14 protein-coding genes and 1 tRNA gene are annotated in these 12,737 nt (G+C 72.7%); 7 read left to right on the top strand and 8 right to left on the bottom strand.

Annotation, left to right across the window (positions count from 1 at the left end; translation table 11 throughout):
* The first annotated feature begins 142 nt into the window (after positions 1-142).
* On the top strand, positions 143-1,000 hold the full coding sequence (locus DEJ23_RS00460; RefSeq protein ID WP_111238321.1) for a family 16 glycosylhydrolase: 858 nt from the start codon (positions 143-145) through the stop codon (positions 998-1,000).
* 107 nt (positions 1,001-1,107) lie between these two features.
* Here the strand turns inward: DEJ23_RS00460 and DEJ23_RS00455 are convergent, their stop codons facing one another.
* Both DEJ23_RS00455 and DEJ23_RS00450 read right to left on the bottom strand, forming a co-directional pair.
* Positions 1,108-1,302, bottom strand: a complete 195-nt coding sequence (locus tag DEJ23_RS00455; RefSeq protein WP_146240157.1) for a hypothetical protein — start codon at positions 1,300-1,302, stop codon at positions 1,108-1,110.
* Positions 1,303-1,370: 68 nt separating this feature from the next.
* Positions 1,371-1,712 (bottom strand): DUF3140 domain-containing protein, encoded by a 342-nt coding sequence (locus DEJ23_RS00450; protein ID WP_111238319.1) that lies wholly within the window; start codon positions 1,710-1,712, stop codon positions 1,371-1,373.
* Positions 1,713-1,861: 149 nt separating this feature from the next.
* Between DEJ23_RS00450 and DEJ23_RS00445 the strand changes: the two genes are divergently transcribed.
* The 3 genes from DEJ23_RS00445 (at position 1,862) to DEJ23_RS15565 (ending at position 4,247) form a co-directional block, all read left to right on the top strand.
* Positions 1,862-3,085 carry a zinc-dependent alcohol dehydrogenase gene (locus DEJ23_RS00445; RefSeq protein WP_111238318.1) on the top strand — a complete coding sequence of 408 codons (1,224 nt, stop codon included), beginning with the start codon at positions 1,862-1,864 and terminating at the stop codon, positions 3,083-3,085.
* A gap of 2 nt (positions 3,086-3,087) precedes the next feature.
* A complete protein-coding gene (locus tag DEJ23_RS00440) occupies positions 3,088-4,002 on the top strand; it encodes an SDR family oxidoreductase (protein WP_258375177.1) in 915 nt (304 codons plus the stop codon).
* Positions 4,003-4,106: 104 nt separating this feature from the next.
* Positions 4,107-4,247: a hypothetical protein gene (locus tag DEJ23_RS15565; RefSeq protein WP_181429051.1), complete on the top strand. Its 141-nt coding sequence runs from the start codon at positions 4,107-4,109 to the stop codon at positions 4,245-4,247.
* 85 nt (positions 4,248-4,332) lie between these two features.
* Here the strand turns inward: DEJ23_RS15565 and DEJ23_RS00435 are convergent, their stop codons facing one another.
* From DEJ23_RS00435 to DEJ23_RS00420, 4 genes are all read right to left on the bottom strand, one after another.
* The gene (locus DEJ23_RS00435) at positions 4,333-4,749 is read right to left on the bottom strand and encodes a VOC family protein (protein WP_111238317.1); all 417 of its coding nucleotides are present in this window, start codon (positions 4,747-4,749) and stop codon (positions 4,333-4,335) included.
* Between the two features lie 183 nt (positions 4,750-4,932).
* Complete coding sequence (locus tag DEJ23_RS00430; protein ID WP_111238316.1) at positions 4,933-5,664, bottom strand: DUF4396 domain-containing protein; 732 nt, start codon at positions 5,662-5,664, stop codon at positions 4,933-4,935.
* A gap of 100 nt (positions 5,665-5,764) precedes the next feature.
* Positions 5,765-5,837 (bottom strand) — tRNA-Val (locus tag DEJ23_RS00425).
* A 20-nt stretch (positions 5,838-5,857) separates the two neighbouring features.
* On the bottom strand, positions 5,858-7,471 hold the full coding sequence (locus DEJ23_RS00420; RefSeq protein WP_111238315.1) for a long-chain fatty acid--CoA ligase: 1,614 nt from the start codon (positions 7,469-7,471) through the stop codon (positions 5,858-5,860).
* Between the two features lie 454 nt (positions 7,472-7,925).
* On the opposite strand from DEJ23_RS00420, the gene DEJ23_RS00415 reads away from it, so the two are divergent.
* From DEJ23_RS00415 to DEJ23_RS15555, 3 genes are all read left to right on the top strand, one after another.
* A complete protein-coding gene (locus DEJ23_RS00415; RefSeq protein ID WP_111238314.1) occupies positions 7,926-8,489 on the top strand; it encodes a MarR family winged helix-turn-helix transcriptional regulator in 564 nt (187 codons plus the stop codon).
* Between the two features lie 77 nt (positions 8,490-8,566).
* Positions 8,567-8,716: a hypothetical protein gene (locus DEJ23_RS15560; protein WP_181429050.1), complete on the top strand. Its 150-nt coding sequence runs from the start codon at positions 8,567-8,569 to the stop codon at positions 8,714-8,716.
* Positions 8,713-8,883 carry a hypothetical protein gene (locus DEJ23_RS15555; protein WP_181429049.1) on the top strand — a complete coding sequence of 57 codons (171 nt, stop codon included), beginning with the start codon at positions 8,713-8,715 and terminating at the stop codon, positions 8,881-8,883. The genes DEJ23_RS15560 and DEJ23_RS15555 overlap by 4 nt, the downstream gene beginning before the upstream one ends.
* A 110-nt stretch (positions 8,884-8,993) precedes the next feature.
* Here the strand turns inward: DEJ23_RS15555 and DEJ23_RS00410 are convergent, their stop codons facing one another.
* Both DEJ23_RS00410 and DEJ23_RS00395 read right to left on the bottom strand, forming a co-directional pair.
* Complete coding sequence (locus DEJ23_RS00410) at positions 8,994-10,763, bottom strand: AMP-binding protein (RefSeq protein WP_111238313.1); 1,770 nt, start codon at positions 10,761-10,763, stop codon at positions 8,994-8,996.
* Between the two features lie 536 nt (positions 10,764-11,299).
* On the bottom strand, positions 11,300-12,727 hold the full coding sequence (locus DEJ23_RS00395; RefSeq protein ID WP_111238310.1) for an APC family permease: 1,428 nt from the start codon (positions 12,725-12,727) through the stop codon (positions 11,300-11,302).
* Positions 12,728-12,737: the final 10 nt, after the last annotated feature.

The following is a 12,737-nucleotide window of genomic DNA, read 5'->3' as shown; positions in this document are numbered from 1 at the left end:
CTGACATCGGCCCTGACCGGCCGGTCCGCGACACCGGGGCTGCTGCTTGTCCCACGAACGGTGGACTGGTGGTGACGCCCCGCACGGGTGAAGATCGCTTGTCCCGTCCGTCGTCGGGACTCCCCCGCGCAGGAAGACCACCATGGCTCACCACCACGAAGCCCAGCACCCGCTCGACCGCCGCCGGTTCCTGACGCTCGGTGTCGGCGGTGCTGCCGCCGCCGCGGTCGCGGTCGGCAGCGCGCTGGACAGCACCGCGGCCAGCGCCGCCACGTCGGGTGCCGTGCTGCTCGCCGCCGACGAGTTCGACGGCGCCGCGGGCAGCGCGCCGAACCCCGGCATCTGGCGCTTCGACACGGGCGCCGGCGGGTGGGGCAACGCCGAGCTGCAGACGTACACGGACTCCCGCCGGAACAGCGCGCTGGACGGTGCCGGCAACCTCGTCATCACCGCACGACGTGAGGCCGACGGCTCGTACACGTCCGCCCGGCTGAAGACCGAGGGGACCTTCACCGCGCAGTACGGCCGCATCGAGGCGCGCATCCGGGTCCCCCGCGGCCAGGGGCTGTGGCCCGCCTTCTGGATGCTCGGCGCCGACATCGGGCAGGTGGGCTGGCCCGCGTGCGGCGAGATCGACGTCATGGAGAACGTCGGTCACGAACCGGGCATCGTGCACGGCACGGTGCACGGGCCGGGTTACTCCGGCGCTCAGGGGCTGTCCGCCGCGGCGTCCCTGCCGAACGGCGCCGCCTTCGCCGACGACTTCCACGTCTTCGGCGTCGACTGGCGACCCGGATCCGTCACCTGGTTCGTCGACGGCGTCGCGCAGCGGACCGTCACCCGTGCCGACATCGGTTCGTCACCGTGGGTCTTCGACAAGCCGTTCTTCGTGGTGCTCAACGTCGCGGTCGGCGGCACCTGGCCAGGGTCCCCGGACGCGACCACGCGGTTCCCGCAGCAGATGCTCGTCGACTGGGTGCGCGTCTGGCAGCAGGCCTGACGGCGGACGGGAGGCGCGTGGCGGCGCCGCGCTGCGCCTCCCGTCCGCATCGTGGCAGCCCGCCGTCCGCAGGGCGACCACGCAGCGAGGTGCGCGGGCGACGGCGCTCAGCGACGCGCGCGGGCGAGCAGCCACAGGTAGGTGGCGTGGCCGACCAGCGCCACCCCGAAGAAGACCGCGGCGACCGCGTAGACGCGGTCGAGCTCCCCCTGTCCGACGACGAGCATCACCACGCAGAACACCACCGCGGCGGCGAGCACGCCCACCTGGATCGTCGACCAGATGCGGCGGAATCGAGGCATGCCGGAGTCGTCCACGTTCCCATTCTGCCCGACGGCGGTCGACGTCACTCCGCTGCTGTCCGCTGCGGTCACTTCTCGGGGTCGTGGCCCCAGTTCATGAGGGAGTACCGCCACCTCGAGTCGTGCGAGTCGCCCTTCGGCTCCTGCTTCGAGTGCCGTGCGACGTAACCGACGACCTTCCGCATGTGTGCGTAGTCGTCCGCGGTGTACTCGCCCTGCTTCTTCCGCAGGATCGACACGATGTGCCGCCCGCTCTCGTGCCCGGTGGACTCGCCGCCGCCGTCCGGCTTCTGTCCGACCGCCTTCGACTCGTCCGTGTCGAGCCACCGCTCCAGTTCGGACGCGGTCATGTTGACGGCGTCCGCGAAGTCGTCGCGCGTCTGCTTGTCGTCGTGCTGGTCGTCACTCATGCGCGCCAGCGAACGCGTGCGACCTGGACGTCGCCGCAGGGCCGCACGTCCCCCGTTCCGGCGCGCACCGTGGATGCCACTGCACGGGCGTCCAGCGCCCGGCGGGTTGAGTGTCCCCCGAACACCCCACGACAGGAAGCGAGAGCGACATGCGCGCAGTGGTCTGGCACGGCATCGGGGACATCCGTCTCGACGAGGTCCCGGAGCCCACCATCCAGCACCCGGAGGACGCGATCGTCCGGGTCACCCGCAGTGCGATCTGCGGCACCGACCTGCACTTCGTGCGCGGCACGATGGCACCGATGCAGGAGGGCACGATCCTCGGGCACGAGGCCGTCGGCGTCGTCACCGAGGTCGGCGACGCCGTCCGTGGCTTCAGCCCCGGGGACCGCGTCGTCATCAACTCGACGATGTCGTGCGGCGCGTGCCGCTACTGCCGCATGGGCAAGACCGCCCAGTGCGACGTCGCGAACCCGAACGGTCCGCAGGCGGGCACGAGCTTCTTCGGCGGCCCGGAGTCGACGGGCCCGGTGAACGGGCTGCAGGCCGAGTACGTCCGGATCCCGTGGGCCCGCAACACCATGCACCCGCTGCCGGACAACGTCAGCGACGAACAGGCGATCCTGCTCTCCGACATCTTCCCCACCGGCTGGTTCGGTGCCGAGCTCGCCGGGGTCACCCGCGGCGACGTCGTGGTCGTGTTCGGTGCGGGCATCGTCGGTCAGTTCGCCGCCGCGTCCGCCTACAAGCTCGGCGCCGCCCGGGTCATCGTCGTCGACGGCGAGGAGACCCGGCTGGCCGCGGCACTCGCACAGCACTGCGAGGTCGTGGACTACAACCGCGAGGACCCGGTGGAGGCGATCATGGACCTGACGAACGGCATCGGCGCGGACGCCGTCATCGACGCCGTCGGCGTCGACGCCGAGCGCCCGAAGCAGGGCCCGGCCGCCGTCTCCGACGAGGAAGCCGCCGCGTTCGACGCCGAGGTGCAGCAGGTCGCCCCGGACGCCTCGCCCGACGGGTTCGGCGAGCAGCAGCAGTGGAAGCCCGGCGACGGCCCCTCGCAGGTCGCGCAGTGGGCGGTCGCATCGGTCGCGAAGTACGGACGGATCGGCATCATCGGCGTCTACGGCCCGACCGCCGAGCGCTACCCGATCGGCCAGGCGATGAACAAGAACCTGACGGTCCGGATGGGCAACTGCGACCACCACTCGGTGACGCCTCCGCTCATCGACCTCGTCGCGTCGGGCCAGTTCGACCCGACGGCGCTCATCACCGAGCACGAGCCGATCGGCTCCGCGATCGAAGCGTACGAGGCCTTCGACCGCCGCGAGCCCGGCTGGGTCAAGGTGGAGCTGGAGCCGGCGGAGTGAGCGTGCGGGACGACGCCGCTCCGGCCGACCAGTACACCTTCGGCGACCCGCGCAGCCGCTACCCGGACGTCTCCCCCGAACCGCAGACCCAGGACGAGCCGGGCCTGCAGTCGCGGATGACCCCGGTCCCGGACCTCGGCGAGTCGACCTACCGCGGCACCGGGCGCCTCGAGGGCCGGAGAGCCGTCGTCACCGGTGCCGACTCGGGCATCGGTGCAGCGGTCGCGATCGCCTTCGCCCGCGAGGGCGCCGACGTCGTGCTCGCCTACCTGCCCGAGGAGCAGTCCGACGCCGACCACGTCATCGAGCAGATCGAGGCGGCCGGGCGGAAGGCCGTCGCCGTCCCCGGAGACCTGCGCGACAGGGCGTACGCCGGGCAGCTCGTCGAGCGTGCAGTCGCCGATCTCGGCGGCATCGACGCGCTCGTCAGCGTCGCCGGCAAGCAGCACTGGCAGCCCGACCTGCTCGACATCACCGACGACCAGTTCGAGGCGACGTTCGACGTCAACGTGTTCGGGCTCTTCCGTCTCGTGAAGGCAGCCCTACCGCACCTGGAGCCGGGGGCCACGATCACCACCACCGCGTCGATGGAGGCCTACCAGCCGGCCCCGGACCGGCTCGACTACGCGGCCTCGAAGGGTGCGATCAACAACCTGTCGAAGGGGCTCTCGCAGCTCCTGGTCGAGCGCGGCATCCGCGTCAACGTGGTCGCTCCCGGGCCCACCTGGACCGTCCTGCAGCCGAGCGGCGGTGTCGATCCGGAGTCGCTGCCGGAGTTCGGCAGCAGCGAGTCACCCATGGGTCGCGCCGCCCAACCCGCGGAGCTCGCGCCCGCGTACGTCTTCCTGGCCTCGCAGGAGTCCAGCTACGTCGCCGGCGAGACGCTCAACGTGAACGGCGGCATGGTCACGCCCTGACCACCACCGTGCCGGAGCGCGGATCGGACACGCCGCGTCCCCGTCGGGAATGCCGGACCGCGCCCCGGTGTCGGAGCATCCACACACCTGCGAAGGAGCACACCATGAGCCTCGACCTCCACGAGGGGAACGGCGCCGACACCGAGCGTCGCTGCGTCCCGACCACCACCCTGCGCGCGCTGCACGACGACCAGCAGGAGCCCGGGTTCGGGCGCTGGCTGGGCCAGATCAACGGACAGCGCTGACCTGACAGCGCGCGTCACGTGGTCGGCGTGACGACGGACGGGAGGCGCGGTGCCGGCTGGCACCGCGCCTCCCGTCCGTCGCGGCTCAGGCGGGGGCGCCGCTGATGTCCACGAGCCAGGTGACGCCGAACCGATCGGTCAGCATCCCGAACGTGTCACCCCACGGAGCCCTGGTGAGCGGCTCGATCACGGTCGCCCCGTCGGCGAGCCCGTTCCAGTAGCCCGTCAGGAGCTCCTCGTCATCGCCGCTGAGCGAGACCGAGATGTTGCTCTCGGTCGGTGTCGGCATGGACGCCGGCGAGTCCGACGCCATGAGCAGCAACCCGCCCGGCGTCCGGACCTGCCCGTGCATGAGCTTGTCCGCGTCCGCCGGGTCGTGGGTCATGCCGCCCTCGGCGAAGGTCATCGTCGTGAGTTCACCCCCGAGCACCCCGTGGTAGAACTCCAACGCGTCACGCGCCTGGTCGCGGAAGCCGAGGTAGGGGTTGAGGAAGACGGACACGGTTGCTCCTTCGGGTCGCGCGGACTCCCGCCTCCGCGTCGGCACGATGATCGCAGACCCGCTCCGTCGGCGGAAGGGTCCGCTTGCGGACCGGCCTGTCCCGCCCGCACGCTGACCGTGCCCCGCAGCTGGGCGGTCTGGGCGCTCCTACTCGACACGATCGACCGCGCCAGTACGGGTCCGCTACATCGCTTCCTTGACACCGCGGCGGACGAGCCACCAGTTGACGGGGTACGAGCAGACGAACCCGGCAGCCATCGCGAGCTGCATGAGGACCCAGAACTCGGGGGTGAGGACCGACGCACGACCGCCGAGCAGCGCGGGGAGCACCGCGAACTGACCGATCGCCATCAGCCCGTACATGCCGACCTGCCACGCGGCGATCGACAGCGTGTCCGCCTTGAGCGCAGCCACGAGCCCCTCGCGGAGGTTCAACCCGCGCATCGGCGCGATCGAGAAGTACTGGAAGAGGATCCCGACGGCGAAGGCGATCACGAGATCGATGATCCACGCGGCGAACATCCGCTCCTGGTAGAGCGTGCCGAGGCCGACGACCGCTCCGAGTGTCGGGACCGCGACGAGCGTGAACTCACCGACGAGGTCACCGACCGCGCAGCCGGCGCCGCAGTGGCTCGTCCCGGTGGCGACGCTCGCCCACCGCCCGTGGTCCCGGCCGGAGGTGTCTGCGCCTCGGCGGGGTGCCCGACCGACGCGGAGGTAGAACACCAGCCACACGACGCTGCCGAACAGCATCGTCAGCGGCCACACCGCGTTCATGACCGCCATCCGCTGCGGCCGTCGGACCAGGTCACCGACGACGAACACGGCGCACGCGGCGGCGAGTGCCAGCAGCGCGACGCAGGTCGCCGTCAGTGCCGGCGGGAAGTCGCCGGCCGCGAGCTCTTCCGCGTGCATCAGTGCAGTCAACCAGCACCCTCGGGGCACGCTGCTCAGCGAGGACCGGGTGAGCGGCGGATGCGACCCGTGAGGGTCGGCAGGTGGTGCATCGCTCCGGTGGGCCCTGCCGGGATCGAACCGACGACATCCACGGTGTAAACGTGGCGCTCTACCAGCTGAGCTAAAGGCCCCTCGACTCGATCCTAGACGGTCAGCGCAGCGTTCCCCCGCCACCGAACCGGTCCACGAGCTCGCGCTTGAGGACCTTCCCGCTCGGGCCCAGGGGCAACGCGTCGACCACGTGCACGATGCGCGGGTACTTGTAGACCGCGATCTCGTCCGCCACGAAGCGGACCAGCTCGTCCGGCGTCACCTCGGCGCCCTGCCGCAGCACGACCGCCGCCGCGACCTCCTGCCCGTGCACGTCGTGCGGGACGCCGAAGACGGCCGCCATGGTCACGTCGGGGTGGGCGGCGAGGACCTCCTCGACCTGCCGGGGGTACACGTTGTAGCCGTTGCGGATGATCATGTCCTTCGTGCGGTCCACGATCCGCAGGTGACCGTCGTCGTCCTTCGTGCCGAGGTCCCCGGTACGGAACCAGCCGTCGACGATCGCCGCCGCGGTGGCGTCGGGTCGGTTGAGGTACCCGTTCATCAGGTTGTGACCGCGGATCACCAGCTCGCCGACCTCGCCTCGGGGCAGCAGCACGGTGCGGTCGGTGACCCCGGGGTCGGCGATCTCGATGTCCACGCCCCAGATCGGCGTGCCGACGGTGCCGGGCCGCGGTTCCGCGCCGACGTGGTTGAAGGACGCGACGGGCGAGGTCTCCGTGAGCCCGTAGCCCTCGTGCACGGGTGCGTCGAACTCCTGCTGGAAGCGTTCGAGCACGGCGAGCGGCAAGGAGGCTCCTCCGGAGATCGCGTACCGCAGGTGCGGGCGGGCGTCGGAGCGGCGGGCGGCGTCGAGGAGTGCGACGTACATCGTCGGCACGCCCATGAAGATCGCCGTGTCGTGCTCGACCATCGCTGCGAGGGCGGCGTCGCCGTCGAACTTCGGCAGCATGACGATGGTCGCGCCGGCGCGGAACCCGGTGTTCATGGTGCAGGTCTGCCCGAAGGTGTGGAACAGCGGCAGCGCGCCGAGCAGGACGTCACCGCGGCGCATGTCGAACGTGGTGAGCAGGCAGGTGTTGACCTGCTCGAGCAGGGCGAAGTGCGAGCCCTCGGCTCCCTTCGGCTGCCCGGTGGTGCCGCTGGTGTAGAGGATCGTCGCCGTGTCGAACGGGTGGCGCGGCACGTAGGTGTCGAGCGGCTCGTTGGTCGCGGACAGTGCCTCCAGGCGGTCGGGACCGTCGGCGCTGTCGGCGGGAGCCAGCACCGTGAGCACGTCCACGCCCGCGAGCTCGGCCCCGGCGGCCCCCTCGCCGAGGAGCGGGGCGGCGCAGACCAGGACGCGGGCGTCGCTGTCCTGCAGCACGAACTCGATCTCGCGGCGCTTGAGGAGCGCGTGCACGGGGACGACCACGGCACCGAGCGCGAGGATCGCGTAGTAGACGCGGGCGAAGTCGGTCACGTTCGGCACGAGCATGGCCACCCGGTCGCCGGCGCGGACGCCGCGTGCGCGCAGGGCACCGGCGTAGGCGAGCGTCTCGCGCCACAGCTCGGAGTAGGTGGTCCGCTGGTCCCCGACGACGACCGCGACGTCGTCGGGGAAGCGTGCGGCGGACTCGGCGAGGATCGCGGCGACCGATGCGGTGGCCTGTGTGGTCCTGGCGCCGTCGGCGGCGCCGGCTGCGGGGTGGCTGCTGGTGGTGGTGCTGGTCATGCCGGCCTTCCGTCTCCCGTGACGAGTTCTCCTCGAGGAGCCTACGGCGCGCGGCGGTGCGGGGTCCGGCAGGGACGCCGGACGGGCTCGACCGGGGCTACCCGGCTCCCCCACGCCCCCGTTCCACTGCGCCTCCCGCTGCTCTTCCGCCGCGCCTCCGGCTCGTCCGTCGCGCTCCCAGCGGGCTCGTGTTCAATCGGGAGCGTCGTGACGCGGGTCAGGCGTCACGACCCGGGCGGCCGGTCTGTGTTCGGGTCACGGATCGGCCGCCGACGGCCCCGTCCGGCGCGGGACCGGGTGGGGTGGGGTCGCCGTGACGCACGGCGCGCTGCGGGCCCGCACCGCGCCTCCCGTCCGGACGTGCCGTCGCGGGGAGCGCCACCTGTACCCCGGTCCGCCCCGTGCCGCGAGGGGTGGTCGGTACTGTCTGCCGCACAGCAGGAGGAGGTGTGCGATGACCGAGGACGACACGCACGGAGCGTCGGGGTACTGGTACCCCGACCGGCAGGAGAAGGCCGGCGTCGAACTGCTCACCCTGATGCGGCGGTACCGCGCGGCCGAGGTGGCGATGCGTGAACGGAAACGTCGCTCGATGCGGATGAACGCCACCGACATGGAGGCCGTGCGGTTCCTGCTGCGCGCCGGCGAGCAGGGGCAGCCGGTGCGGCCGGGCGACCTCGCCGCCCACCTCGGGATCACGTCCGCGTCGACGACCGCGGTGGTGAAGCGGTTGGTGGCGACCGGGCACGTCGAACGCCGGGCGGACCCCTCCGACGGCCGCGGTGCCCTGCTCGTGGCCACCGGTCACAGCGACGACGAGGTCCGCACCGAGCTCACCGACGTGCATGCCCGGATGATCGCGGCCGCCGACCGGCTCTCGCCGCAGACCGTCGCCGAGATGGGCGCGTTCTTCGCCGAGGTGATCGACGCCATGGGAGCGGACGCGCCCCTGGTCGAGGCGGACGGAGTCGGGCGGCCGGCGCTGATGTCCAAGATGCGTACGCCTCCAATTCGGTAGTTAGACAAACTAGAGAAACCGGAGCAAGCTGGTCCGTGTCACCGAGCGGTGACGATCACGCACGGGAAGGGCCGGCCATGAGCACGATCGACGCGACACAATCGCAGTTCTCCGAGGTCCGCGAAGCAGCCCGCGGCCGTGTGCTGGCAGCCGTCGCCACGAGCCTCGGCATCGTCGCCGTCACGGTCGCGACCGCAGCGGTCACCGTCGTCACCCTGGGGGCGTGACCACGATGGCGGACCACCGCGACCTGCGTGAGCTCCAGCGCCACCCGCACGAGTGGCACCGCCGCGGCATGCGGCACCCGGACGAGATCGACGCCCTCGTGCACCACCGCACGCACGGCGACGTCCCGCCCGAGCCGACCTACGGCGACTTCTTCCGTCTCACCTGACGGGCGCCTTCCGTCCCACCTGACCGGGCACCCGGTCCGTCCCGTGGGTCGCGCACGACCGGTGCCGGTCGTGGCCGTCGACGGGTAGGACCGAGCCCGACCGGCCGCGCTCAGTCCTGGCGGCCCGGACGTCGGCGGTCGTCGGCGCGACGTCCCACGGAACGGAGCTCCGGGAACTGCTCCTCGCGCCACTCCCCCTCCGCTGGCGCACCGGCGGCGGCTCGTTCCTCCCGCTCGCGGAGCTCGACCCGTCGGATCTTGCCCGAGATCGTCTTCGGGAGCGACCCGAACTCGACCCTCCGGACACGGGCGTAGGCGGGCAGCGCCACCCGGGCGTGCTCGAGCACGGTGCGTGCCGTCTCGGCCGTCGGTTCCCACCCGGCGGCCAGCGTCACGTACGCCTTCACGACGTTGAGCCGCGCCTCGTCGGGTGCCGGCACGACCGCGCTCTCCGCGACGGCGGCGTGCTGCAGCAGGGCGCTCTCGACCTCGAACGGCGACACCTTGTAGTCGGACGACTTGAAGACATCGTCGGTCCGGCCGATGAACGTCAGCTGGCCGTCGGCGTCACGGCTCGCGATGTCGCCGGTGTGGAAGAAGCCGTCGCGCATCGCGTCCGCCGTCCGGTCCGGGTCCCCGAGGTACCCGGCCATCAGGTTGGTCGGCCGCTCGGCCAGGTCGAGGCACACCTCGCCCTCGTCGCCGGGGCGACCGGTCAGCGGGTCGAGCAGGGTCACGGCGACCCCGGGCAACGGGCGCCCCATCGCGCCGGGCGTCACGGGGGCACCGGGGACGTTGCCGATGATCGCCGTCGTCTCGGTCTGGCCGTAGCCGTCGCGGATGGTGAGCCCCCAGGCCGCCTGGACGCGGGCGATGACCTCGGGGTTGAGCGGCTCCCCTGCCGACACGACCTCGCGCAGGGCCCGGGGCTTCGGACCGAGGTCCGACTGCAGCAGCATGCGCCACGCGGTCGGCGGCGCGCAGAACGTGTCCACACCCGCGTCCTCGAGCTGCGCGAGGAGGCCCGCCGGGTCGAAGCGGGGCGTGTCGTACACGAACACCGTCGCCTCGGCGATCCACGGCGCGAAGAAGCAGCTCCAGGCGTGCTTGCCCCAACCGGGTGAGCTGATGGCCAGGTGCACGTCGCCGGGGCGCAGGCCGAGCCAGTGCATCGTGCTCAGGTGACCGAGGGGGTACGACGCCTGCGTGTGCACGACCATCTTCGGCCGCGAGGTGGTGCCGGACGTGAAGTACACCAGGCACGGGTCGCTGGTGCTGGTGGTGACGGTCGGTCGGACCTCGCCGGCGGGGGCGGGCCGGCCGAGGTCGTCCGGGTACGGGGTCCAGCCGTCCGCCGCTCCCCCGACGACGATGCGCGAGGGCGCACCGGTCACCCCCTGGAACTTCGGCGTCTCGCCGTGGTTCGTCACGACGTGGGCCACGCCACCCCGGTCGATGCGGTCCTGGAGGTCCGCGGTGTCGAGCATCGTCGAGGTCGGCAGGATCACCGCACCGAGCTTCATCACCGCGAGCATGGTCTCCCAGAGCTCGAGCTGGTTGCCGAGCATGAGGAGCACGTGGTCGCCCTTCCGGACGCCGAGCCGGTCGAGGTGCACGGCGAGCCGGTCGGACCGGGCCGCCATCTCTGCGTACGTGGTGCGGGAGCCCCCGTCCTCGTCGACGATCCAGAGCGCGACGCGGTCGTTGTCGCGGGCGACGACGTCGAACCAGTCGGTCGCCCAGTTGAAGTCCGCACCGAGGTCCGGCCACCGGAAGGCGCGCCTGGCGGCCTCGGCGCGCTCGGTGTCGTGTTCGTCGAGGACCGCGAGCAGCTCGTCACGGGCGGCGCGGTAGGCCGTTGTCGGGTTCGAGGAGGGCACCGGTCGATCATGCCCCACCGCAGCCGAGCGTGCAGCGAGCGGTCGACCGGTGCGGGTAGCGTCCGGTCCCGTGGACGGTGTCGGCGTGGTGGACGAGGGCGGGCGCCTGCGACTGCTCGGCAGCGCGGGTGCCGGGGCGGCCTTCGGTGTGGTCCTCGTCGTGCTCGTCGCGTCGTCGTGGACCGCGACGACCACGGGCCTGCTCGTCGGGCTCGGCGTCCCGGCCGGACTCGTCGGTGCCGGCGCGGGGGTGTGGACGCAGCTGCGGTCCTGGCGCGCGGGAGGCGGTTACGAGCGATCGGTGGCCGTGCAGCGGTGGGTCGCCGAGGGCCACGTCCCGGCGACGGTCCCCGCCGAGGAGTGGGTGCCGGCACTGCAGGCCCAGGCGGACCGCGAGGGCGCCGGCTGGGGGAAGGTCGTGCTCTGCGTGCTGTGGACAGCGATGACCCTGTCGATGGCCGACCAGCACGGACCGCTCCTCACCGCCCTGCTCGTCGCGCTCTGGCTCGGCATCGGCCTGTGGTCGGTCCTGTGGGTCATCCCCCGTGCCCGCGCGGCCCGTGCGCTCCTCCGCCGCGGCGTGTCGACCGGTCCCCACCCGACCGGTCCCCACCCGGCCGGTCCCCACCCGCCCGGTCCCCACCCGCCCGGTCCCCACCCGCCCGGTCCCGACCCCGAGGAGCCGCACCCGACCGGCCCCTGACCGCCGTCGTGACGAGGCGCGCGACCAGGCCGACCCCGAGCACGACGACCCCGGCGAGCACCGACGCCGGCGGCAGGGTGACCACGAGCAGGACGCACCCGGCGACGCCCGCGACGGCGAGGGCCCTCGGGTACCGCCGGTGCTCGCGGTCCTGCGACCAGGCCGCGGCGTTCGCCACCGCGTAGTACAGCAGGACCCCGAACGCCGACGCGCCGATCGCGCCCCGCAGGTCCGTGACGAGCACCAGGACGCAGACCACGGCTCCGAGCAGCAGCTGTACCCGGTGCGGCACCCCGGTCCGCGGGTGCACCGCGGCGAGCGCGTGCGGCAGGTCTCGCTCCCGCGCCATCGCGAACGCGGTCCGGCCGATGCCGGTCACCACGGCGAGCAGCGCGCCGAGCGAGGCCGCCGCCGCGCCGGTGCGCACGACGACGGACCAGGGTCCCCCGGCCAGGTCTGCGACGGCGCTGAGCGGAGCCGGGGTGGCCGCGGTGCCGGCGGGACCGAGGGCGTGCAGCAGCACCAGGGCGACGACGGCGTAGACGACCAGCGCACCGGCGAGCGCCGTGGTGACGGCACGCGGGATCGTGCGGGCGGGGTCGACGACCTCCTCGCCGAGCGTGGCGATCCGGGCGTAGCCGGCGAACGCGAAGAACAGGAGCCCCGCCGACTGCAGGACCCCGAGCGGTGTCGCGACGGGCTCGGCGGTCACGGGCGTCGGCGCTCCCGCGGTGTGCGTCGCCCCGATCACCACGACCACGGCGAGCGCGAGCAGCGCGACGACGACGAGCACCCGGGTGACGAGCGCGGTCCTCGTGATGCCGGCGAGGGCGACAGCCGTCAGGGCGATCACCACCGCGACCGCGACGGGTTTCACCCAGGCCTCCGGCGCGACGGCGGTCGCGAAGGTCAGGGCCATGGCCGCCGCACTGGCGGTCTTGCCCACGACGAAGCACCACCCCGCGGCGAAACCGGCCCAGTGTCCGAGCCGCTCGCGGCCGTACACGTACGTCCCACCGGAGGTCGGGTACTGCGCGGCGAGCTGCGCCGAGGACGTCGCGTTGCAGAAGGCGACGGCTCCGGCGAGCGCCAGCCCGACGAGCAGCCACCCGCCGGCCGCCGCGGCCGCCGGGGCGAAGGCGGAGAAGACGCCGGCACCGATCATCGAGCCGAGGCCGATGACCACGGCGTCGCGGAGGGTCAGTCGTCGGAGGAGTGCGCCGCCGTGGTGCGGGCGGTCGGGTCCGGTCACGCCCGCCATCATGCACGAC

Origin of the sequence: Curtobacterium sp. MCSS17_008, from assembly GCF_003234185.1 — a bacterium.
In the GTDB taxonomy this organism is placed as follows: Bacteria; Actinomycetota; Actinomycetes; order Actinomycetales; family Microbacteriaceae; genus Curtobacterium.
Note: the sequence above shows the minus strand (reverse complement) of the source record. Positions and strands in the feature narration are given on the sequence as shown.